The 24,491-nt window shown below is 49.2% G+C and carries 14 protein-coding genes; 13 read left to right on the top strand and 1 reads right to left on the bottom strand.

Annotation, left to right across the window (positions count from 1 at the left end):
* Positions 1–5 precede the first annotated feature (5 nt).
* From gucD to CF651_RS04680, 9 genes are all read left to right on the top strand, one after another.
* Entirely contained in the window at positions 6–1,484 is a 1,479-nt protein-coding gene (gucD, locus tag CF651_RS04725) for an alpha-ketoglutaric semialdehyde dehydrogenase GucD (protein WP_245855695.1), read from the top strand.
* Positions 1,485–1,508: 24 nt separating this feature from the next.
* Positions 1,509–3,527 carry a YjhG/YagF family D-xylonate dehydratase gene (locus CF651_RS04720; protein WP_094013710.1) on the top strand — a complete coding sequence of 673 codons (2,019 nt, stop codon included), beginning with the start codon at positions 1,509–1,511 and terminating at the stop codon, positions 3,525–3,527.
* A gap of 899 nt (positions 3,528–4,426) precedes the next feature.
* Positions 4,427–5,074, top strand: coding sequence for a lysoplasmalogenase (locus CF651_RS04710; protein WP_094013708.1), 648 nt, complete (start codon positions 4,427–4,429; stop codon positions 5,072–5,074).
* 279 nt (positions 5,075–5,353) lie between these two features.
* A complete protein-coding gene (locus CF651_RS04705) occupies positions 5,354–5,707 on the top strand; it encodes a VOC family protein (protein WP_094013707.1) in 354 nt (117 codons plus the stop codon).
* Between the two features lie 335 nt (positions 5,708–6,042).
* A complete protein-coding gene (locus CF651_RS04700) occupies positions 6,043–7,170 on the top strand; it encodes a helix-turn-helix domain-containing protein (RefSeq protein WP_245855694.1) in 1,128 nt (375 codons plus the stop codon).
* Positions 7,171–7,424: 254 nt separating this feature from the next.
* Positions 7,425–9,713, top strand: coding sequence for a helix-turn-helix domain-containing protein (locus tag CF651_RS04695; RefSeq protein WP_094013706.1), 2,289 nt, complete (start codon positions 7,425–7,427; stop codon positions 9,711–9,713).
* 425 nt (positions 9,714–10,138) lie between these two features.
* Positions 10,139–10,981, top strand: coding sequence for an ABC transporter permease (locus CF651_RS04690; RefSeq protein WP_245855709.1), 843 nt, complete (start codon positions 10,139–10,141; stop codon positions 10,979–10,981).
* A gap of 14 nt (positions 10,982–10,995) precedes the next feature.
* Positions 10,996–11,868, top strand: a complete 873-nt coding sequence (locus CF651_RS04685; protein WP_094013704.1) for a carbohydrate ABC transporter permease — start codon at positions 10,996–10,998, stop codon at positions 11,866–11,868.
* A gap of 55 nt (positions 11,869–11,923) precedes the next feature.
* Positions 11,924–13,492, top strand: coding sequence for an extracellular solute-binding protein (locus CF651_RS04680; protein WP_094013703.1), 1,569 nt, complete (start codon positions 11,924–11,926; stop codon positions 13,490–13,492).
* A 3-nt stretch (positions 13,493–13,495) separates the two neighbouring features.
* Here the strand turns inward: CF651_RS04680 and CF651_RS04675 are convergent, their stop codons facing one another.
* Complete coding sequence (locus tag CF651_RS04675) at positions 13,496–14,380, bottom strand: AraC family transcriptional regulator (RefSeq protein ID WP_094013702.1); 885 nt, start codon at positions 14,378–14,380, stop codon at positions 13,496–13,498.
* 150 nt (positions 14,381–14,530) lie between these two features.
* Between CF651_RS04675 and CF651_RS04670 the strand changes: the two genes are divergently transcribed.
* The 4 genes from CF651_RS04670 (at position 14,531) to CF651_RS04650 (ending at position 24,490) form a co-directional block, all read left to right on the top strand.
* A complete protein-coding gene (locus tag CF651_RS04670) occupies positions 14,531–15,919 on the top strand; it encodes a family 4 glycosyl hydrolase (RefSeq protein ID WP_245855707.1) in 1,389 nt (462 codons plus the stop codon).
* Positions 15,920–15,961: 42 nt separating this feature from the next.
* Positions 15,962–17,191 (top strand): oligogalacturonate lyase family protein, encoded by a 1,230-nt coding sequence (locus CF651_RS04665; protein ID WP_094013700.1) that lies wholly within the window; start codon positions 15,962–15,964, stop codon positions 17,189–17,191.
* Positions 17,192–18,310: 1,119 nt separating this feature from the next.
* Entirely contained in the window at positions 18,311–18,754 is a 444-nt protein-coding gene (locus CF651_RS32755; protein ID WP_094013698.1) for a reverse transcriptase domain-containing protein, read from the top strand.
* Positions 18,755–19,252: 498 nt separating this feature from the next.
* The gene (locus tag CF651_RS04650) at positions 19,253–24,490 is read left to right on the top strand and encodes an RCC1 domain-containing protein (protein WP_094013697.1); all 5,238 of its coding nucleotides are present in this window, start codon (positions 19,253–19,255) and stop codon (positions 24,488–24,490) included.
* Position 24,491: the final 1 nt, after the last annotated feature.

The following is a 24,491-nucleotide window of genomic DNA, read 5'->3' as shown; positions in this document are numbered from 1 at the left end:
TAACTATGACGATGTCATCATCTGTATTTACCGGGGGACAAACCTATTTAAACTATATTCAAGGGGAATGGGCGGCTTCCGTTACGGGAGAGACTGTTCCCAGCCTGAATCCGGCGCAGCGCACGGAGGTTGTCGGTTATGTGCAGGCCTCCTCGGCGGAGGATTTGAATCGCGCAGTTGCTGCCGCCAAGGCGGCGCAAAAAGGCTGGCGCAAGCTGTCTGGAGCAGCCCGCGGAGATTATTTGTACCGGGTGGCGAACGCTCTGGAGCGCCGTTTGGATGAAGTGGCGGAAACGATGACCCGCGAGATGGGTAAAACACTGCCGGAGGCCAAAGGCGAAACGGCCCGCGGCATCGCGATTTTACGCTATTACGCCGGTGAAGGCATGCGCCGGGTCGGGGATGTCATTCCATCGACGGACGCGGAAGCGCTTATGTTCACGACCCGCACACCGCTAGGCGTAGTCGGCGTCATCTCGCCGTGGAATTTTCCGGTTGCGATTCCGATCTGGAAAATGGCACCGGCCTTAATCTATGGCAATGCGGTCGTGCTGAAGCCTGCCCAGGAAACGGCAGTCACCGCCGCCAAGATTATTGAATGCTTTGCGGAAGCGGGGCTGCCTGCAGGCGTGCTGAATCTTGTTACCGGTAGCGGCTCCGTGATTGGGCAAGGTCTGGCCGAGCACCCGGATGTCAATGGCATCACCTTCACCGGCTCGAATGCGGTCGGCAAGCGGGTCGGTCAAGCGGCCCTGGCGCGCGGAGCCAAGTACCAGCTGGAGATGGGCGGCAAAAATCCGATTCTGGTCGCAGCGGATGCCGACCTTGATTTGGCGGTGGACGCGACGATCAGCGGAGGGATTCGTTCCACCGGCCAGAAATGTACGGCAACCAGCCGTGTGATCATTGAACGTGCGGTATACGATGTATTCAAACAAAAGCTGCTTGCCAAATTGCAGTCGTTGAAGGTGGGGCACGGATTGGAAGCCGGGACATGGCTGGGGCCCTGCGCGAATGCAAGCCAGCTCGAAACGGTATTGTCTTACATTCAGAAAGGAAAGGACGAAGGAGCGGAGCTGCTGTTCGGCGGCGGACGTCCGGAGGATCCGTCGCTTGCCGAAGGGTTCTACGTGCAGCCGACCGTATTCGATAAAGTCACGCCGGACATGGCCATAGCCCGTGAAGAAATATTCGGGCCTGTGCTTGCCTTGATCGCAGTAGATTCAATGGAACAGGGCATTGAGCTCGCCAATGATTCGGATTTTGGCTTAAGCGCCTCGATTTTCACCCAAAGCATCGGTAACATCTTATCGTTCATTCAAGATATGGATGCGGGCCTCGTCCGCATTAACTCGGAAACGGCCGGCGTCGAGCTGCAGGCCCCGTTCGGCGGGATGAAGCAGTCGAGCTCCCACTCCCGCGAGCAGGGGCAAGCGGCGATTGAGTTTTTTACATCGATCAAGACTGTGTTTGTCAAAGCCTAGTTCATTGCAGAGGAGAGACGGAACATGACAGAGCAGCTCCAAGAGCTGATGGGCCAAGGCTCGGAAGCGTTGTATGACATTCGTACCCATGCGCCAGGGCCCGGCGGGTCGCTGCCTTTAACGCCGGAGCAGCTGCTGCATGCGCCGAGCGGCGAGCTGTTCGGGTTGACGCAAAATGTCGGCATGGGCTGGAAGCCCGGCAAGCTGAAAGGGAAGCAGTACCTGCTGCTCAGCACGCAGGGGGGAATTCGCAAGGAAGACGGAAGTCCTGTTGCGCTCGGCTATCATACGGGCCATTGGGAGGTAGGCCTGCTGATGCAGGCGGCGGCCCGGGAAGTGACGGACAGCGGCGGCGTTCCGTTCGCCGGGTACGTCAGCGATCCTTGCGACGGCCGCTCACAGGGTACGGAGGGCATGTTCGATTCGCTGCCCTACCGCAATGACGCAGCGATCGTGCTTCGACGTCTTGCCCGCTCCTTGCCGACTCGCCGAGGCGTGCTCGGCATCGCTACCTGCGACAAAGGGTTGCCGGCGATGATGATGGCTCTGGCAGGTCTTCCCGACCTGCCGAGCGTTATTGTCCCCGGCGGCGTGACGCTTCCTCCGACGGAAGGGGAGGATGCGGGCAAGATCCAGACGATCGGCGCCCGCTATGCCAATGGCGAGCTCTCGCTGGAGGCGGCAGCCGATTTGGGCTGCCGCGCCTGCGCCACGCCCGGCGGCGGCTGCCAGTTCCTCGGGACGGCGGCAACCTCCCAGGTCGTAGCCGAAGCGCTTGGCATGACGGTTCCCCACGCCGCGCTTGCTCCGTCCGGCCAGCCGGTATGGGAAGAGATGGCAAGGCAGTCGGCGCGGGCGATGATGGCTATGGAGGCGCAGGGCTTGCGCATGAAGCATATTTTGACGGATAAGGCGATTCATAATGCGATGGCCGTTCATGCGGCCTTCGGGGGCTCGACCAACCTGCTGCTCCATATCCCGGCCGTGGCTCATGCGGCAGGACTGCGGATCCCGACGGTGCAGGATTGGATCCGCATCAACAAGTCGGTGCCTCGTCTTGTCAGCGTCCTGCCGAATGGGCCGGAATACCACCCGACCGTGAGGGTGTTTCTGGCAGGCGGCGTTCCGGAAGTGATGCTTCACCTGCGCCGCCTCGGCGTGCTGCATCTGGACGCAGTGACCGCTTCAGGTGAAACGGTGGATGCGGTGCTGAATTGGTGGGAGTCGAGTGAGCGCCGGCGCAGGATGAAACGTCTGCTGCTTGAGCTGGATGGAATCGATGCGGATGATGTAATCCTGTCGCCCGAACGGGCCAGGCAGAGAGGCTTGACCTCTACGGTGACGTTTCCTATGGGCAATGTGGCCCCGGAGGGCTCGGTCATCAAGTCCACCTCGATCGATCCGTCGGTCGTAGGGGAAGATGGCGTCTACCGTCACCGGGGACAGGCCAAGGTGTTCACGTCCGAGAAGGCAGCCATCGCTGCTATTAAGCAGGGGGGGATTGCTGCGGGAGATGTTCTGGTCCTGATCGGACGGGGACCTTCGGGGACAGGGATGGAAGAGACGTACCAGCTGACCTCGGCCTTGAAGCACCTGCCCTTCGGCAAGTTCGTGTCTCTGCTGACGGATGCCCGTTTTTCCGGTGTTTCTACAGGGGCCTGCATCGGACATGCAGGTCCCGAGGCCTTGGCAGGCGGACCTATCGGGAAGCTGAGGGACGGAGATATCATCGACATTGTCGTGGACCGGAATGAGCTGGAAGGCAGCATCCATTTCATCGGCCGTGAAGGGGAGCTGCTGTCACCGGAGGAAGGGGCGCGGGTACTCGCGTCGAGACCGCCTCACCCCGGACTGGCTCCTGACCCGCTGCTGCCGCAGGATACGCGGTTATGGGCTGCGCTGCAGGCGGCAAGCGGAGGGACATGGGCCGGAAGCATCTATGATGTGGACCGGATTGTTGCCGTTCTGGAGGCGGGGCTGAAGGCGCTGGAGCCGAAGGTGTCAACGGAGCCGACGGAACAGACGGAACAGACGGATCGGTGAGCGGATGGCCTTATTCTCCTTGTCCTGGATTAAGGCTTCTGCGTGAGGTGAAAACCATAGGAATTGTAGCTGTCCAACCGGCACCCCTGATACGATTTCGGTATCAGGGGTTCTTCATTGAGCTGGGTCCAACCTACTACGAGGAACGAAAACGGGACGTAATCATCAAGCATTCCATTAAGAAATTAGAGTCATTAGGTGTATCAATTACTGTGAATACGTCAGCTTCCTGAACGTTTATTCAGACAGTACATTGTGGATGCCGCTGGCCATTTTTTGTTTGCCCAAGGTCACTTTTTTGCTGCCTTTTTTAGGTGTTCTACGGAGCGGTATTTTCAGGATGTCCGAGGAGTTTGAGAAGCATAAACAAAGAGGTATTGGTCTGCTCAACCTTCGTCATCTGACTCGACAGCACGAATCCATTAGTCATTCAAAGGTGATTGGATAAATCTTGATATTCCCTCTGTCTTTCCACCACATTCCTGTTTCTCCCGAAAACTAGGTAAAACAATTAAATCACAGATAAAGGCTTGGAGAATCCCATCTGATACAATTCGCCCATACCCGATAAGCTTTTCAGCTTTGTAAGCAGGTACAGTAAACCAACGATTTTCAATAGCTTGTATTCACTTATCTTCTCCTAACTGAATCCGAGCTTCCCATCCTGTTGTTTTATACAACTCAAAGAAATCACTTTTACTAGGGACTTGTAATTTTATTTCCATGAATGTTCATCTCCAATCAAATGCCGGAAGATCAGACAAACCCGGCACGTGCCGCCGGAGAGACTGCGGACAGCTAGAGCCATCTTGATTTTATTAAATCTATTTAAACGCATTTTAAACTGAAGGCTTTATACTGGTAAATGTTCTACAATTAAATAGCCAAGAGGGGTTATCATGTTTAAAAAATTTCTAATTGCAGCTATTCTCATTTCAGGCGTAGGGTTTCTATTCGCGTTAGCGGATGGAAACATGCTTTTGCGCTGGATCTTAAAGCCCGGAACCATCGTACTCATTATGTTACTGGCATCAACGGCCACAAGGGAGGTCCGAACCTACCGGAATCGGGTGATTGCAGGGCTGTTCTTTTCGGCTGTCGGGGATTCCTTTTTATTGGTGCATGGGACCCAATGGTTCATTTTCGGGGTGCTCTCTTTCCTGATCGCTCATCTCATTTACATTTCGGCATTTATCAGCCGTTGGCGGTATTCCCCGGCTCATCTGGCTGGTCTGATTCCAATCGCGATATATTCCTTTTTCCTATTGCGTGGTTTACATGAAGGAATGATTGCTAAACATGCCGGTGGCATGTGGCCCCTCATCTTGGTTTATGTGATCGTGATCTCCTTGATGATCTGGAGTGCGGTCATCAGCAGAAGCCCGGTTGCCATCACAGGAGCTATTCTGTTCTTCTTATCCGATTCGCTGCTTGCTTGGAACATGTTTTGTTATCCCATCCCATTAGCCGACTTTGGGGTTATGATTACATATTACGCTGCACAATTTATGATTGCAGCAAGTATCGATTTGCGGGAATGTAATTAATTTTTCTAACAACCGCTCGCTTCTGCAATCAGACCATAGAAGCACAAAAACCTGATAACTGCTTAGACGAGGGTCGACGCGTCCCACCCTTAAAATCCTGGATAAATCTTTCGAGTTGCCCGACGAACACGACCAGTTTTAGACTGGATTCGTTAATATGACACGGTTTCAGAGTTTGAGTAAACGGGGGATTTATTAATATCAAAGAAGAATTAACTGTTATATGTCGAATGTATTTCTATATTGAAGGAAAATCTGCTTAAGTCTGGGAGGTTTGAAATGAAGGTCAAACGAATCGTCGCCAATATAAATACGAAGGAGATCACGGCAGCTAAATGCTTTTACCAGGATGTGCTCGGCCTTGATTTAATGATGGATCATGGTTGGATTAGAACTTATGGTTCAAACGAGGAGATGAGCATTCAAATTAGTTTCGCCTCACAGGGTGGCTCAGAAACCCCTACGCCTGATCTATCGATTGAAGTCGATGATGTCGATGCTGCATTAGAAGGCATGAAGGGAGCTGGATTTCCAGTAGAATATGGGCTTGTTGATGAGCCTTGGGGCGTTCGTCGATTCTATGTCCGCGACCCGTTTGGCAAGCTTATCAACATTCTTGCTCATAAGCATTGATGCACTTATGGCCAGTCGATCGTAAAGAGACGCTGATTTGTTAAACGGGTACGTTCATTTAATGAAGACAGCGGCAGTCTAATGTAATGTAGCGCTTATAAAAATATAAATGGGCCCATCACCGTAATTTGGAAACTTCTTATTTCCAATTTTAAATGGCAATGGGCTATTTATGTTTAAGATACGAAGCCTATTTATTGAACTCCCTCAGTTCCCAGTTAGCTCAATGGCAAAGCTTTTTTGTAAAACAATGGCTTCGATATCATTTACAAGTTGATTGCATGATGTTATTATTTATTTACGTAATTACGTAATAACCGAATGAATAATATGAGGTGATTCTTTTGACTCGTGACTATGGTGTAGAACTGGATGGACTCAAGACACAGTTGGCTGAACTTCAAGAGATTGTTAAAGAGATCGTGAAAAACTCTTCAAGCAAAGAAACACGAATCAAAGAAGATTGCGACCAATCGGGCAAACTTCTTGCAGACATTAACACTGGACAGGGAGAATTGGGTGGTATATTTTTTTCAGGTCAATACCTTGGCGAGAAGTCGCGTTATAGATGGGAGCCACACGAACGGGATGTCAAACAACTGTTAGATCTCGATAGTGATAAAGTTGCGAAAATTTTATCTGCACTTGGTCATAAACAACGTATCGATATCATAAGAGCCGTCTTACAACAACCCTTGACGGGTACCGAACTCGTAGATCGCTTAAATATGGGTACCACAGGACAATTGTATCACCATATTAAAGCCTTGCTAGGGGCTGACCTCCTAACGCAAGAAGAACGCGGCGGTAACTACTCATTTCCTGGACATCGAGCACTCCCATTTTTGCTTTTATTAGCTGCAGTATCAGAGTTGCTTGATACAAGTGACTACATGGAGTTATCGGAAGCTAGAAATAACGCAGGTGATTATTTGGGCACCTCGCCAGAGGAATACGATCCACACCTTTTGCTTCGATCAGTATTGGAGAATACAATCCTTGAACATCAGGCGGGCTATTGTTCCGATGTTAGCGTGGTTTTTCATAGCGACGGCAGCGTGACTGTTGCCGATAACGGTCGAGGGATTCCTGTTCAGTCTTTTTCGAACTCGGAAAAGCCGCGTGTTCAAGCCGTTCTCACCGAAATAAGTCGTTTTTCTGCCTCATTCAATGCACCGAACAGCCAAAAGGGAATCACGATTCCAATCGTTAACACATTGTCACAAAGGCTTACGGTAGAAGTACGAAGAGAAGGTAAGGTGTTCCGTCAGGAATACAAGCACGGTATCCCTCAAACTCCACTTCTTACTGTCGGACTTACAAATGAAACAGGAACAAGCCTTACGTTTTTTCCCGACAAAGAAATATTCCATTCCGGTTTCGACCAAAGTCTGTTTGCCAATGAAATCGCCGACATTTCGGAAACATTTCCAAATCTGAAAATACATCTGCTCACTGATTGATTGGCAAGGTGGAGGCTCCTCTTTACAGGGAGTCTCTTTTTCTATACGAATCATTCAGGAAGACATCTCATCCTTCATCCGCCTTGCCAAATGCATGCCCCTTGAAAGATGGCGAAGCCGGTTATCCCTAGGTAGGAAGCACTCTTTTTATCGCGTAACCGGCTTTCCGCCATAATTCAACAACATATGCGCTTTTTCTGTAATAAAATAGGTATCAGAAGAAATTTGCCTTAACGCAGGGGGCCTGGTTTAGGATGAAGATGAGCTGGTACTATCGCATTTTGCTTTCGTACGCACCGATTTTTTTCGTGGTCATCTCCGTATTGATCTTTACATTCTCCACGATCTTGAATAATTCTGCCCAAAATCAGATTGAGCTGACGAACCAGGCCATTGCAATGAAGGTGATGCAATCGGTGGATACGAACCTGCGCGCAGCGGAGCGTATGGTGGTGAAGGAAATGTACACGAATGAAAAGTTAAGCGCTTTCTTTTTGGATGGGGATACCCAAACCGTTTCCGATTACTTCACCATTGCCCGGAAGCTGGATGATTTTTCTTCGATTCTTCCTTTTGCCAATTCTATTTATATATATAACGAGAAATCAGGAAAGGTACTGTCGCGGAGCGGCCTTTCTACCCTGGAGCAATTCGGAGACAGCGGTTTTCTGCGTCATGCCTATGAGGCAGGGGCGGGGACGGCCCAGGTTTGGACCGATCCGCGGGGGTTCAAGGAGTTTGCCCACGAAGAAGGGGAGGAACGGGTCATCACGCTGTTCAAATATTACCCGTTCTCCGGGGAGAAGCAGGGGGCCGTCGTGGTCAATATACGGGTCTCCGCGTTGGTCAGCTTCATTAAGGATTTAACCCGCTATGACGCCGGGCTGATCCAGCTGTATTCGACGGACCAGGAGCCGTTCGACCGAAATTACGCAGCCTCCAGGCGTGCGGGTTCTGCAGCGGCAAGCGTTGGCGTGATGAAGGATAATCATAGGACGATCTCCGATTATACGGGATGGTCCTACGCTGCCGATATGCGTCATAACAAGCAAATGTCGATGCTGTCGTTGTTCCACGATTCCTGGATTCTGGTGGGCCTACTGACCGTTGCAGCGGGCATTTTATGGTTTACATATGTAACCCACCGCAACTACAAGCCGATTCAAGCCATCGCCGGGCGCATTGATGCGTATACGAAACGGCGCAGCGGCGAGCTGGTCCGCCAGGGGCGCTCTGCCTTTCGATCCAATGAGCTGAAATATATTGAAGCCGCCATTGATGATTTGCTGGAAAGGTCAAGCGAATACGAGCAGAGGTACAAGGACGATCTGGTTTTGCGAAAAAAGCAGCGTTTAACCGAATGGCTGGAAGGAAGGACGGAGCTCAGCGAGCTGCAGTGGAAGCAGGAAATGTTAAAGCTGCAGGTACCGGTGCATGACCGGAGGCTGGCGACCGCAGTTATGGAGTTTGACCGCTACAACCGGTTCACGAGCCGCTATAACCCGAGAGATCAATATTTATTGAAGTTTGTGGTCGGCAATGTCCTTCAGGAAATCGCGCAGAGTGAGGGCATTGTCTTATGGCAGGAATGGCTGGAGCCTCAGCGGATGGCCGTTGTCTTTTTCATGAATGAGCTTGACGGGGATGAAGGGGATAAGGTGCAAGGGGCCATGAGAAGGCTGCAGGCCTGGGTAGCGGCGAACCTGGAATTTACGGTTTCGGTCGGGATCGGTCCGGATACGGAGGCGTACGACGGAGTCGCTCAATCGTACAAGGAAGCGAAGCGGCATCTCGGCAGCAAGCCGGTGTTCGGTCTGAACTGCTTTATCGGCAAAGGGGAGGTACGCCCGAAGGAAGAGGGGGGAATCTTTCCGTATGTGCCCTCGCTAACGATGCTGGCCAAATCGTTTCGATTGCAGGACGGACAATGGCAGGCCCATCTGCATCGGCTGCTGCAGGGGCTCCAAACGGGCGGCTGCTCCCAAGCCGATCTGCAGCATTTGATGGACTGCCTGCAGTATCAATTTCACAAGGAACTGCAGGAGAGCAGGGAACCCATCCCCAGTCTTTGGAAGGAAGAGTACGCGCACCAGCTGGGCGGTCTGGCCGAGGCAGCGGAATCGTTGGATGATTGGCATGACCGGCTTTGCTCTCTGCTCGTTTCGTTAGAGCCCCATCTGCAAGCGGCGCGGGAGAGCGGAAGCCATCAAGTACTGATGCTTCGCGTGAAGCAATATTTGGAGATGTATTACGCCGATCCGGAGTTGTCTCTGAACAAAATAAGCGAACATTTTGATATGAATTCAAGATATTTAAGCAAGCTATTTAAGGAACAGTTCGGCGAAAAGTTTATTGACTTCATGCTGAAGGTCAGGCTGGAGAAGGCGAAGGAACTGCTGCTCGAAACCGATCTTCCGGCACAGGTTATTGCGGAGCGGGTCGGCTATGTTCATGTCATTTCGTTCCATCGGGCGTTCAAGAACATGTTCGGCTGTCCTCCGGGAGATTATCGAAGACGGATGGAGGCGGCTTCAGACCGATAGCCGACGGCTGCATTGGCTGTTAGATGCGCTGCTGTTGCTTCGCTTCTATTCGGCACAGCTGCCGGTTGCCTCTGAAGCGATTGGCCGAAGCCGGAAGCTTGTCTTTTCGCAGGTCCGATCCTCCGGAGGCTTCTTCGCAATTGTAAAGTGGGATGACAAAACGTTAAGCTGAATCTTATTCATAAGGCTTCCTACAAAACGATAAGCGGCGATTCTTGTAAATTGACCGGTTCAGCCGCGGTAACTTACTGTATAGCTATGGAAAAGCAGTTCGTTCCACAGCTTCTGTGAAATGGAGGAGTCTTATGTCCGAGATCGGCAGCAAAACCGTTACGGAGTCATTGTCCCGCCCTGTAGCCAAGAGGCGAAGCCTCAAGCTGTTTGCCAATCAGGATTGGCAGCTGTATGCACTGCTGTTTGTCCCAATGCTGTATTTCATTGTATTCAAGTATGTTCCGATGTACGGCGTCACCATTGCATTCAAGGAATTCAATATGTTCCAGGGCATCTGGAATAGCCCTTGGGCAGGTCTGGATGCATTCCGCGAAATTTTCAAGATGAACGATTTCTACAAGGTACTGCGCAATACGATGCTGCTGAATTTGCTTGATCTGGTCATTTCTTTCCCGGCGCCGATCGTGTTGGCCGTGCTGCTGAACGAAGTTCGAATCAAATGGTTCAAGAAAGGCGCACAGACCATTCTTTACCTGCCTCATTTTATTTCCTGGGTCATTATCGGGGGCATTGTTTATCAGCTGCTGTCCACGAATACCGGGCTGGTCAATATTGTGCTGCGTTCACTAAATATGAAAGCGATTCCATTTTTAACGGATCCTTTCTATTGGGTGGTCACTTATGTCGGCTCAGGCGTCTGGCAAAGCGCAGGCTGGGGAACAATCATTTATTTGGCCGCCTTGACGGGCATCAACAAGGAGCTGTACGAAGCGGCGGAAGTAGACGGGGCGGGAAGGCTGCGCAAAATTTGGAACATTACCTTGCCTGGCATCAAGTCCACGATCATCATTTTACTCATCATTAATATCGGCCATATGGCGAGCATCGGCTTTGAACGGCCGTATGTGCTGGGGAATCCGCTGGTTACGGACGTTTCTGACGTCATCAGTACGTTCGTGTACAAAGTGGGGATTCAATCGGCTCGTTTCACGATTGCGACCGCAATCGGGTTGTTCCAGGCGGTAGTCGGCCTGATCTTTCTGCTGACTTCCAACTATATTTCCAAAAAAGTGACCGATCAGGGCATCTGGTAAAGGAGGCATGCAGCATGAAAGTAAGTACAGCTGACAAAATCATGGACGCGTCGATTATTGTTGTCATCATCGTGGCATCCTTCCTGGCACTGGTGCCCATTCTTCATTTGGCCTCTGTTTCGCTAAGCTCCAACGCGGCTATATTATCCAACAAAGTTACGGTGTTTCCTGTGGAATGGAGCACGATCGCTTATGAAACCGTGCTTCGCGACGCCAAGATGGTCGGCTCCCTGTTTTTCACGATTGTGCTTGTCGTGCTGTTTACTGTGATCTGTATGGTGATGACCATATGCGCCGCTTATCCGCTGACGAAGACTCGGCTGAAGGGGCGGGATGTTTTCCTGCTGATGATTGTATTTACGATGTTTTTCAGCGGGGGCCTGATTCCCGAGTATTTGCTGGTGAAGACGCTAAAGCTGACCAATTCCATCTGGGCGTTGATTTTACCCGGGATGATCAATGCGTTCTACCTGATTATCCTCAAAACGTTCTTCTCCTCCATTCCCGAGGAGCTTGAAGAATCGGCCCGTATTGACGGCAGCTCCCACTTCGGAACGCTGTTTCGGATTGTGCTTCCTCTCTCGCTGCCTGTGCTTGCTACCTTAAGCTTGTTTTATGCGGTGGGACGGTGGAACGGGTTTATGGATGCGTTGTTCTATATCACGGACCAGGACTTGTATCCGATTCAGTTGAAGCTGTATCAGCTGGTCATCAGCAACCAGATGAGCGACGCGACGGCGACCGAGGGCGTCAACTCCTTGGCTCCGATTCCGGAGAGCTTGAAGGCAGCGAGCATTATGTTTGCTACGATTCCGATTCTGGTGGTGTATCCTTGGCTGCAGCGCTACTTTATTTCCGGTATGATGATCGGCGCGGTCAAGGGGTAATATGCAGGACGAGATGTACAACCAAACCAAGAACAAAAAAGGGAGTTGAGCGTCAATGTCTTTATCTCGGAACAAGATCAAAACCGTATCTGCCATCCTTGCTGTGTTTCTCTCCGGATTATCGCTTGCAGCCTGTTCATCCAACAGCGGCTCGAGTCCTGCTGCAGGTGACGGCGGCAAGAAGGGCAGTCCGGTGACGCTGAAGATTGAGCTGTTCGACCGCGGGAACACCCCGCCGGGGGCGCCTCCGTTGACCGAAAGCTGGTTCGTTAAATATATTCAGGAAAAGTTCGGCGACCCGAATAACATCAAGGTCGAATTCGTTACCGTTCCCCGTACGGAAGAAGTGCCCAAGCTGAACGTGCTGATGGCGGCCAATGAAGCGCCCGATCTCATTTTTACGTACAGCGATCCAGCGGTGCAGAACTGGGTGAAGCAGGGCGGGCTAACCGATCTGGGAGATCTGATTAATCAGCACGGCCCGAATTTGAAAAAGTACCTCGGCGACCAACTGCTGAGCTACGGGGTAATTAACGGCAAGCAGTACACGATTCCGGCGAAACGGATTATTATTGCTTCCTCCACGCCAATCATCCGCAAAGACTGGCTCGATAAGCTGGGCATGCAGCCGCCGAAGACAACGGATGAATTCTACGCTACGCTTAAAGCGTTCAAGGAGAAGGACCCGGGGGGCACGGGAGGCAAAGTGATTCCTTACGGCATCCGGTATAACAACAACCTGGACCCGCTGGTGCGGACGTTCTGGAAGAAGATGACGGAGGAAGAATACTATTCCCTGCCGGATTGGCAGAAGCCGGGTAACAAGGACGCGTACCGGTTCCTGAACAAGCTGTACAACGAAGGCTTGATCAGTCCTGACTTCGCGCTCGACAAGGACGGGAAGAAGTTCCAGGCCGACCTGGTCAACGGTCAAATCGGGTTTGCGATTACGAATACGAATGAGCCGGTCTACCAGGCGTACTATTCCACCCTGCAAAAAAATGTGCCGAGCGCCACGCTGCTGCCCGTCGATCCGTTCACGAACTATGAGGGCAAGCATGTAAAGGCGATTTATCATCCGCTGTCCGCGCATTTGATGGTGCCCAAGTCGAGCAAACGCGCTGTCGAGGTCATTAAGTTCCTCGATTGGATGTCCGATTACAAGGTTATTTTTGACCTGCAGAACGGAACGGAAGGCGTGACGTATAAGAAGGGCGACGACGGCATTCCGGTTTTCACCGATACGGACGAAGCGAAGAAGGTGATGTACAACTATCTCGATTACAGCATGCTGATCAACGGGAAGGATATGGGGGATCCGGAGAAAACACTCAAAGCGAACGCCGCCGATCCGAAGTACAAGGACTTCACGATGGACAGCATCAAAGTAGGAGATAAGGACGGTCAGCTGCCGGCGCGTTTTAACCGCCCGATCGAGGCACAGATCAAGTACAACCAGACGCTGTCCGACAAGGGTGTCGAGATTACTGTCAAGACGATAACAGCGAAGCCTGCCGATTTTGACAAGCTGTATGACGATTTGGTCGCGGAATATATGAAGATCGGCGGCAAAGAAGTGATGGATGAGCAGCTGAAGGCGTACCAGGAAATGAAGAAAAAATAGCGCTTACACACGCCCCTTGCGGTATTGCAGGGGCGTTTTGCCGCATATTTTTTTGAATATCCGATAAAAATGCTGGGCGTTGTGGAAGCCGCAATCCAGTGCAATATCAAATATCGGTTGATCCGTGAGGATTAACCTTTTTTGCGCTTCAATAATTCGTTTGTACTGCAAGTATTCGACAACGGTGAATTGGGTCGTTTGGCTGAACAGCCGGCATAGAGTAAATTTGCTTTTCCCGATATGCCGCTCCAGATCCGCCAGCTGGACAGGCTCCCTGTAATGCTCGTCCAGGTAGGCGATCATCTCCTGCACGGGCTCTTCAGCGGATCGGATCCTTCGCACGCTGCTTGAGCTGCTGCATAATTTCTCGTATTCCAGCAGCAGGAGGGTCAATTGCAGCTTCAGTTCAGGCTCTGCGGACGCTATGGGATGATGACTGGAGGTGGCATGGAGCTGCTGCTGCTGCGTGTACAGCTCAAGAATAGTTCGATACAGCGCCTCAACCTTCAATCTTTGGCCGAGATCGAGGCGGACCCGTTTATTTCGTTTCTGCTGGATAGCCTCGAAGCGGTCCTCCATACCAAGCACAGCCAGCAGCTCGCGGATAAAGCTGCTTTTGAACTGCAGCACATAACGGGAGTAGTCATGATTCGGATTGTAAAAAATGCTGTGGATATCGTACGGATGAATCAGGAGCCAATCGCCGTCACGGATATCGTATTTGGTGTCCTTGACGAAGATATGAATATCGGCACGGATAAAGAAAGCGAGCTCGAACGTATCGTGAAAATGCTCCAACGGCTTCCGGTTTTCCTTCCCGCTATCCGTGAAGTCAATGAAGAAGGAATCGTACTGCAAGTAATCGGCATCGCCGGTTGGGCTCATCATACAGGCTCCTTTGCAAAAAAAGTAGAGCAAGATACGTTAATTATAAACCGTACGGCAATTTATTTGAAGACGTTTACATCATGTCGGAGATACAATGATGACGAAACGGAATCATGAACATGCCCAAGGAGGCGGAAGCGTGTGGTTACGATGAACTTAACCGTGATCGGCGGCGGCAGTGTGAACTGGATGCGTTACCTGATGCGTGATGTGTATTTGATGGATGAGGTGGAAGGCGGGGAAATCAGGCTGGTCGATCCGAACCGGGAGCACGTTGAGGCTGTGGCGGGGATGCTGAAGCGGTTTAACCATGTCCGCGGGAAATCGTACCAAGTGAAGATCATAGAGGACCGAAGGGAGGCATTGAACGGTGCCGACTTCGTTATGACAACCTTCAGCCCCGGGGCCATGGATGCCTTCTGGAATGATCTGGAGCTGCCGATCAAGTACGGCATCCGGCAGCCGGTCTCGATGACCGTCGGCCCTTGCGGTATTTCGGCTTCGCTGCGTACAGCGCCTGTCGCTTATGACATCGTAGAGGAGATGGAAACGGAATGTCCGGGGGCCTGGCTCCTGAACGTGACGAATCCGATGAGCGTGGTGACGGGAGCGATGAGCCGTGCTGCGGTGAAGACCACAGTTGTCGGGCTTTGTCATGAATTTCACTGTCTGCCTGCTTATTTGGGACCGATGCTGGGGCTGGAGAAGCCAGCAGGAATGGATACACTTGAGTATCTATACCGTTGGCTGCCGGAGCAGGGCTTTCAATATCAGGTGGCGGGGGTGAACCATTTCATATGGCTGACCGAGGCGAGGCTTCATGGCGAGGATGTGCTGCCAAAGCTTCGGGCTTATTGTGAAGCCCATTGGGAGCTTGGGGACGGCGGTAAACAGGAGGGAGGCTCAGACGGAAGCCGCTCCTTTCGTAACCGGGGTGCGGTGAAGTTCGCGCTTTGCCGCCAGCTCGGCTATTTACCGCTTGTAGGAGACCGGCACTTGGTAGAGTTTCTGCCGAGCTTATGCAACCAGCGCAACGGCTGGGCGATGAAATATGATGTTCAGAAAACGACAGTTGATGCAAGAAGATTTATGAAATCGGAACAGCTGCGCCAAATTCAGGCCATTGCAGCGGGGCAAGCCGAGATTTCCTGGGAGCGGTCCGGCGAAGAAATGGTACAAATAATCCGGGCGGTGACGACGGGGACGTCTACACCAGCCATTGTCAATATACCGAACCGGGGGCAAATCAGCAATTTGCCGGAGGGCTCGGTGGTGGAGACGTTGGCCACAGTATCCAGGGAAGGCGTTCAGCCGGTCTCCGCCGGTGCGCTGCCCGGCTCCATCGGCAGCTTATGCCGGCTTCACGCCGACATTCATGAGCTGACGCTTCGCGCTGCATTGGAGGGCAGCCGTGAGCTGCTGATTGAAGCGCTCAGCCTCGATCCGTTAAGCGCCGGCGCTGATTTCAGCGAGCTTCCACAGCTGGCAGACGAGCTGCTGCTTGCGAACCGCGAGTGGCTGCCGAGATTTTTTCGATGATGATGAGGAGCTTCACCATTTTAAACAAAGGGGTAATGCAATGTGAAAGGAAGCACAATACAACATGTTCCTGCGGAGCGCAAGGATGCGTTAACGGGGCGGACGGTCAGGCAGCTGACTTCGACGCCGGGGAACCACCATCACCTTTATTTTACAAGCAGCAGCTTTACCGCAGATAACCGGCATGTCCTGTTTATCAGCGACGGCGGTGTGCAGCAGCCCAATTTGTATAAGCTGTCAATTGAAGATGGGGTAGCTGTGCAGTTGACGGACAATCGGGACGGTTACATGAAAAGCTACGTGTATTACGACGGGGCACCGTACCGCGGCTTGGCCAAAGCGAGCCCCAGCTATAATCCCGCGACGAATACGCTGCTGTATATCCAAGGCAACGAGGTACGCCTGCTTCAACTCGACACCCTGGAGGAGGATACCGTACACACTTTGCCGGATGGCGTGATGACGGGATTTACCCATTTGTCCCCGGACGGAAGGTATGCATGCGTTCCGTATATTGATGCCGAGGCGTTTGAGGTAGGGCCAGCGGGCAACCTATTCACAGCAATCCGTGAAAAAGTAACCCGGGATCGCATCGAATCCCGGCTGCTTGTTATTGATCTGCAGACCCGACAGGCCGATATATGGGGATCCCAGGTGGGCTGGATTACGCATGTGCAGTTCCCGCCGGGGCAGGGGCGTTCCATTTTGTATAATCACGAAGGCGGCATGGTGGATCAGCGCATTTGGCTGTACGATCAGGGCACGATGAGCCGCATTCGGGATCAATCGAACGAGCGGGAGACGCTCTGGATATGCCATGAAATGTGGCTTCAGCAGGAGAACGGCATATTGTACCACGGGACCAAGGGCGTGCCGAATGATCCCGCGATGAAGGGGGAAGGGAAGCCGTCTTCCGATTCGTCGGCGGGTCATCAGGCAAGCTTTGTGGGACGGTATGATCTGGACAGCGGCAGCTATACGGAGCTTAGCTTCCCGGAGGAAATGACCGCCTATGGTCATTTTACCGCCAGCTCGGACGATCGGTTGCTTATTACCGACGGTATTATGGACAGCCGGACGCTTCATCTTTGCACACCGGATTGGGAGGGCGGGCGAATCGCATGGAGTCCTCTATGCTTGCATAACAGCAGCTTCAGCGTGCAGGATGTGCATCCGCATCCGATCTTCAGCCATGATGACCGCTCCGTTGTATTTACCTCGGATGTCCACAATGCGAAGGGGAAAGGCCATGTATATGTCGTAGAGGTGTAACGGTTCATGCGGATCAGGGTATGGGCACATCTCAAGTCCAAGGAGGTAGCATGGGTTAAGAGAAAAACAAAACGTGCGCAGGCGAGAATAGCCGGCGCACGTTTTGTTTTTTGCGCTTGGCAGCGCGCCGGCTAAGGGGCGAAAGTCTCTAGCATACCGCGGGGTGGCAGAAGTGCATAGCTGGAGCATAGTACATAGTCCGCGAGGATATGTGCGGAGGATGCAAAGGCAAAACCCGGAACAGGCGGCTTACCATGTTGGCTTGTGGAACCGGATGACCCTGCGAAATAAGGGGACGTCCAATACCATCAATGGTTTCGAAAGTTAGGAGGACTGGATTCGGGGGAAAAGTCGGTAGACGTGTCCCAAGGAGATTTCATCGTTTCTGTGCAAGCAGTAAACCTTGGTCTTGACCAAAGCTGCGAAGACTAAGGCAAGATGACGGATGGTGAGAAGTCTGACGTAGGGATAGTAGTGAGTAAACTTGCCGGAAAGGCCGCAAAGGCAAGTAAGGCCGAGACTTGTGCTAAGCCCGAAACCATGAAAGAAGAGCGATGGAGGGAAGCCATGTGCCAGTCAGGAGCCGGGGAGCCAAGAAGCGTGTAGAACCGGGGAATGAACATAAGGAGAAGCCGTCTGGGGCGAGTGCCGACAGGAAAACGGAGATTACGAAAGCTACAAACTGTTAACCTGAAAGGGAAGGAGAACGAGCATGGGGGACCAAGAGCAAGACCATCAATCTCGTAGGGAGTAAAGAAGCAAAAAGGACGTAGTGGTATAGCCTCATCGACAAGATTTGGGCCAAGGCCAACCTGAAGGAAGCTTTCAAGGAGGTCAAGTGGAACCGTGGAGCGGCAGGGATCGATCGAATGACCATCAAGGCAAACCAATCAGAGTTGGAACACCATCTAGAAGTGCTCCGGCAAGCGCTAAGAAGCAAAACAAACCAGCCGAAACCGGTAAGACGCGTCTATATCCCGAAAGCAGACGGAACGCAAAGATCCTTGGGCATACCAACCGTAGGAGAACGAGTGGTACAAGCCGCGGCAAGGCAAATGTTAGAACCCTTCTTCGAAGCAAACTTCATGGAGTGCAGCTACGGCTTCCGGCCAGGGAAAAGTGTGCACTTGGCGCTACTTGGCTGACGGGTACCGGTACGTCATCGACGCTGACCTCAAATCGTACTTTGACACCATCCCACATGAAAGACTCATCGGGTTGGTGAAGGAAACGGTTGTGGATGGAAGTGTCCTTGCTCTTCTCGAACAATTTTTGCGAACAGGAGTTATGGACGGAGGAAGCCATCACCTAAATAAACAAGGAACCCTCCAAGGAGCGAACATCTACCTGCACCCACTAGATAAAATCATGACCAAACGGGGACATCGATTGACGAGATACGCGGACGACTTATTCATTTGCTGCAAAACGCAAAAAGGAGCCGAACGGGTGTTGAATTCAGTCATTCGTCTATTGGAACAGGTCATGGGCTTAAAGGTTCACCCGGAAATATATTACGAGCTTAACGAACTGCATAGTCAGTCCGTACAAAAATGGCAATGAGATTCACTCTCAAAAAATCCCATACCCAAGATGATATTAACACCTTTCTCGGTTCTTATAGAATACATTTGAAGACGAATGTCGTATTTGAATCACCTATTTGTGTCTTAAGTGGTTAGCGCACATGGGCAGGTGGTTTTAATTTTCGTATAAAAAAAGAGGCACTTCTATTATGGACTTACCATATTCGACATTATTTAACACTGACATTGTTCTGCACATTCTGTTAACCAAGCTAGATGTGTTAATTTAGGACATTCAGTCTATGCTAAATTGAATAGTTTTAATTTGAAGACCCATATTCTTAATTCAATTTCATCAAAAACGACAAAATAAATGATTTCGACAACATAAATCGACACAAAACAACTTATTTGTAAGTTATACTTTCAAATGGATTAATGTGGTTATCAAAATAAAATTTGGAGGTGACTCGGACTTTGGAATATTCTCTGTAAATAAAGTATTTAATATAACAGCAAGAGGGGGGCATCAAGCATGTCATTTATGAAAACTAAAAGATTGATTAGTACGATAACTATTTTAGTAATATTATTTTCAATGTTATTTACGAATAATTTATTCGCAAAAGAAGGCATTCATTTACAAGAAAGTATTCCTACCACAGTAACTTCCAATATATATAAGCCATCTAGTAATAGTAAGATGACTGTTTCAAATCAGACTTACCAAAATGAAAGTATAGAGACAGGTTCACCTATTTATCCTTTGAATGGTTTTACATCAATAAGTGAAAACGTGTATGATAATGAACCAGTTAATCTGATGTTAGGCGAAGTAACAAGTACAAGTGTAAATTTAAAATGGGACAAACCGGGTAACAAAGAGAATTTGGGATATTTTATATACAACGGAACGGAGCTTGCAGGTACGGTTACAACGACTACCTATTCTGTATACGGTCTGACACCAAGCAATCAGTACCAATTCACAATTAGAGGTATAGACAAATATGGTAACTTATCTCAACCTAGTAATGTACTAACAGTCATGACTCTGGAAGATTCAATTTTACAACCTGCGATACCGATAGATCTGCAGTTGGTGGAACAAAGTGAGTCTAGTGTAACACTAGGTTGGAAAGCTCCAAAGGAACAAGAAGAAGTAACGGGCTTTGAAATATATATGAATAACTTACTGGTAGCTACAGTAACTCGTGAAACATTGGATTTTACTTTCAATGGACTAAATGCAGGAACTTCATACATATTCACTTTAAAAGCCATAAATGAATCTAGGAAGATCATAACGCAGAGTAATGAATTAGCTGTTCAAATGCGTTCAAGTAGGTCTGCGGCATTCAAAAGCACTTTAATGTCTATTGTATCTCCTAGTAAGATGTTATCAATGGGTGTGGATTATTCCGTTGGACTCAAAGACGATGGCACAGTATGGCAGTGGGGACATATGCTGAATGAGCAAAATGGTCTTTTCAAATCACAAATGACTCCTGAAAATGTCCGATTAATTACTGATGCTGTTAGTATAGCAAGTGGAGATTATTTTGGTCTTGCACTCAAAAATGATGGAACTGTATGGGGTTGGGGTAATGGACATAATGGCCAGCTAGGACCAAACGTTTTTGAGACATACGGAATTGCAAAGCAAATACCAGGACTTTCTAATGTTAAATCTATTACAACAGGAAGGGATTTTAGTGTAGCGCTTAAAGATGATGGTACCGTTTGGACGTGGGGAAATAATAATTATGGGCAACTCGGTAACGGAACAACATCATCTAATAGTCCTTCTCCTCAACAAATAGCCGGATTAACCGGAATTATAGCAGTTTCAGCTAAAGAGGCTCATACACTCGCGCTCAAAAATGATGGAACAGTATGGGCGTGGGGATATAACGATTCTGGACAATTGGGAGATGGTAGTACTCTAACAAGACTGACCCCTCAGAAGGTTTCAGGGATAACTAATGTATCCGAAATTGCAGCAGGTGGCAGTCATAGCTTAGCCATCAAAACTGATGGAACGGTGTGGGCCTGGGGGACTAATAGCGCGGGAATATTGGGGAATACATCCATTTCAGGTCAAAGTACTGTTCCTGTCCCAGTTTCTTTGACTGGCGTATTTCGGAAGATCAGTGCTGGTTTGGGCTACAGCCTAGCGATAAAGAATGATGGAACTATATGGTCTTGGGGAGACAATGCAGATGGTCAATTAGGTCTTGGATCCAAGGGGGGATACGGATCCGTACCTTCTCAAATACAAGGTTTTATCGGTATCAGTTCTGTTACTGCTGGATCTAGTCACAGTGGTGCTATCACAAGTACGGGAACATATTTATCCTGGGGATATAATTTTGATGGACAGTTGGGAAATGGAATAAGGTCTAGTGGAAGCGTTGTTCCTAAGGAACTTATAGGTCCCAACTTGAATGGACCTGATGTTGTACCTCCGACGATACCAATTAGTTTTTATGCTTCGATTAATTCGAATAAAGTAACATTGAACTGGACTTCTTCCTCGGATAATGTTGCAGTGCAAAGTTACAATGTCTATAACGGGAATGTATTATTAAAATCGAATACCTTTAGCGGCGACACTTACACATTGATGCCAGGAATGCCATATGCCTTTAGTGTATCTGCTATAGACACAAGTGGAAATGAATCTCCACGTACAAACGCCATTAACTTTCAACTTCCAGGGGTTGAACCAATCAAGGCTCAGATGGCACTTGGGGTTACTCATAGCCTAGTCTTACTCAATAATGGGACGGTATGGGCTTGGGGGAAAGGAGGCTTGGGGAATGGCATGGACTATATGTATGGTCCTGAGATTTCAATTAGGTCCGTCACTCCAGTCCAAACAAGAATTAATGATGTATTCAGTATTGCAGCAGGTTACGAACACAGCTTAGCCCTGAAAAATGATGGAACGGTCTGGTCCTGGGGGAGAAATGACTTTGGGCAATTGGGAAATGGAACTACGGCAAATCAAAGTTATCCAGTACAAGTAAGTGGATTGTCGAACATAAGCGCAATTGCTGCTGGTTGGTATAACAGTGTTGCTCTTAAAAGTGATGGGACTGTGTGGACTTGGGGAAGAAATCATAAGGGGCAGTTGGGGAATGGTACCACTAATGATAGTAATACTCCTGTTCAAGTAGCTAATTTAGTAGGAGTCAAGGCCATTTACAGCAGTGGGGAGTTTACACTAGCTCTCAAAAATGATGGAACTGTGTGGGCATGGGGCAGTAATTATGCAGGTCAATTGGGGGATGGAACTACTGTAGATCGTTGGAGTCCTGTTCGAGTCCTTGTTAGTGGAGAGATACAAGCTTTAGCTGTTGGTCGAGCCCATAGTCTAGTTCTTAAAAAAGACGGAACTGTATGGGGATGGGGCAATAATAATCAAGGTGAATTAGGAGATGGTACTAAAATCGATCGGTTGTTACCCGTTCAAGTAATTGGAATAAACAATGTTAAGGGAATAGCAGCCGGAAGTTATCACAGTATGGCTTATATGAATAATGGATCATTGTGGGCATGGGGGTATAACGACTATGGTCAAGTGGGTAATGACTGTTCCGTTGAATGTATAACGCCCATTAAGGTTGATGGAATTATCAATACTGTTGCTATAGCGGCTGGGGATGAGCATAGCGCGGCATTAACCAGTGATGGTATTTATTATACATGGGGTTACAACTCTGGAGGTCAGTTAGGAAATGGAACAGCTGGCACAGGGCATAACGCAGCCAAGCCAGGAATGGTAATTGGTCCTAACGTTAATCCTGCAGATACAGCATCTCCTTCTGCTCCATCTAATTTATCAGCAGAAGTGGGAACGGTCAGTTTGAAATTGTCATGGAACGCTTCCACTGATAATGTGGCTGTTAAGGATTATACTGTTTACTTAGGGAATACAGTTGTAAAAATTTTAAACTATGGTGAAACTTCATATACAATCAGGGATTTAATTCCAGAAACTGCCTACAATATAAAAGTGAAGGCAAGTGATGCAAGCGGTAATGAATCTAGCATGAGTGAAATTGCCGTTACTATGAATGCTCTGCCTGCTTTTAAAAATGATATCGTGGCTGGGGAAAACACGAGTTATGCTTTAAAAACGGATGGAACTTTGTGGTCCTGGGGAGAAAATAATTACGGTCAATTAGGGGATGGAACGACGATTGACCGGGTAGCACCTGTGTATGTGGACAAAAATATCATTGATGTAGCTGCAGGGGCAGCACATGGTATTGCATTGAGGAATGATAAGACCGTATTTACTTGGGGCTCGGATGAGTATGAGCAATTAGGAAATGGAGCGGGTATTTACTATACAGGTCCGACAGTGTCTGATTTATTTAATATAAAACAGGTGGCTGCAGGCAGGTTCCATAGCTTGGCTTTGAGTGATGATGGAACAGTCTGGAGCTGGGGGTATGTTTCGGGTTGGGAGTACTTATTGGGGTCTAGTGCGCCTGAAAAAGTTCCCAATCTAACGAATGTAAAAGCAATTGCAGCAAAAGGCAATTTCTCATTAGCACTTAAAAATGATGGCACAGTTTGGGCTTGGGGTTCTAACAGTGCAGGTCAAATGGGAGATGGCACTACAGTGGATAGTTTCGCTCCTAAGCAGGTTGTTGGTCTTCAGGGAATAAAAGAAATTCGTGCAGGGGCAGAGTTCTGTCTTGCATTGAAGAATGATGGCACATTGTGGACCTGGGGAGCTAACGATTATGGGCAATTAGGAAATGGTACCACCTCAAACGCTTTAATTCCTATTCAAGTACTAGGAATTCAAGATGTTAAGGGAATAGCTGCAGGATTTTACCATAGCATGGCTTACCAGGAGGACGGAACGCTGTGGACATGGGGAAAAAACAGTGGAGGACAGTTGGGGACTGGTAATTTAATAGACAGCACAACTCCTTTAAAAGTACAAGAAATAACGAATGCTGAGAGAATTGCTGGAGGGTATTCTCACAGTGCTGCATGGACAAGCGCGGGTGTTTTCTATGCTTGGGGGGTTAACGCAAATGGACAAATTGGGAATGGTACGAAAATAGAATCCAACATACCACTTCAAGTAATAGGTCCGAATGTCAATCCGGAGGATATAGTACCTCCGACAGCTCCATTGAATTTGGTAGCAGTAATCAAACCAACTTCGAAATCTCTGAATTGGAAAGCATCAGTTGATAATGTGGGAGTTAGTGAATACGTTATATATAACGGATCAACACTTGTCGCCACAAATACAAACGGGGAAACAACGTACATACTCGGTGATCTGCCTGAGGGAACAAGTTATTCATTCCATGTCGTGGCCAAGGATGCAACAGGAAATATCTCCCTGAGTAGCAATATTGTAACTGGAGTTGTTGATTTTCAAGTTCCAACACCTCCAAGAAATCTTAAGGTAACTGAGCAAGTAGGCGATGCCCTTACGCTTAGTTGGTCGGGGTCAACAGATAATAGAGAAGTTGCAGGTTATTACGTTTACAATGGTTCTGAAGTAATCGGAGAAGCATCTGCTAGTACTACGACTTATACAATAAAAGATTATATTAAAGGGGATATTAACTATACCTACACCTTTACTGTAAAAGCAATAGATACTGCAGGTAATTTATCTGATGCTAGTAATTGGGTAATTGTTGAAACACTAGCCGATACATTTAGGGATGGAGCGGTTATATATTATCAATACGATGGAAACGGAAATATAATCAAGATTAAAAACGATTAAT

The sequence above is a fragment of the Paenibacillus rigui genome, assembly GCF_002234615.1.
GTDB classification, from domain to species: domain Bacteria; phylum Bacillota; class Bacilli; order Paenibacillales; family NBRC-103111; genus Paenibacillus_S; species Paenibacillus_S rigui.
Note: the sequence above shows the minus strand (reverse complement) of the source record. Positions and strands in the feature narration are given on the sequence as shown.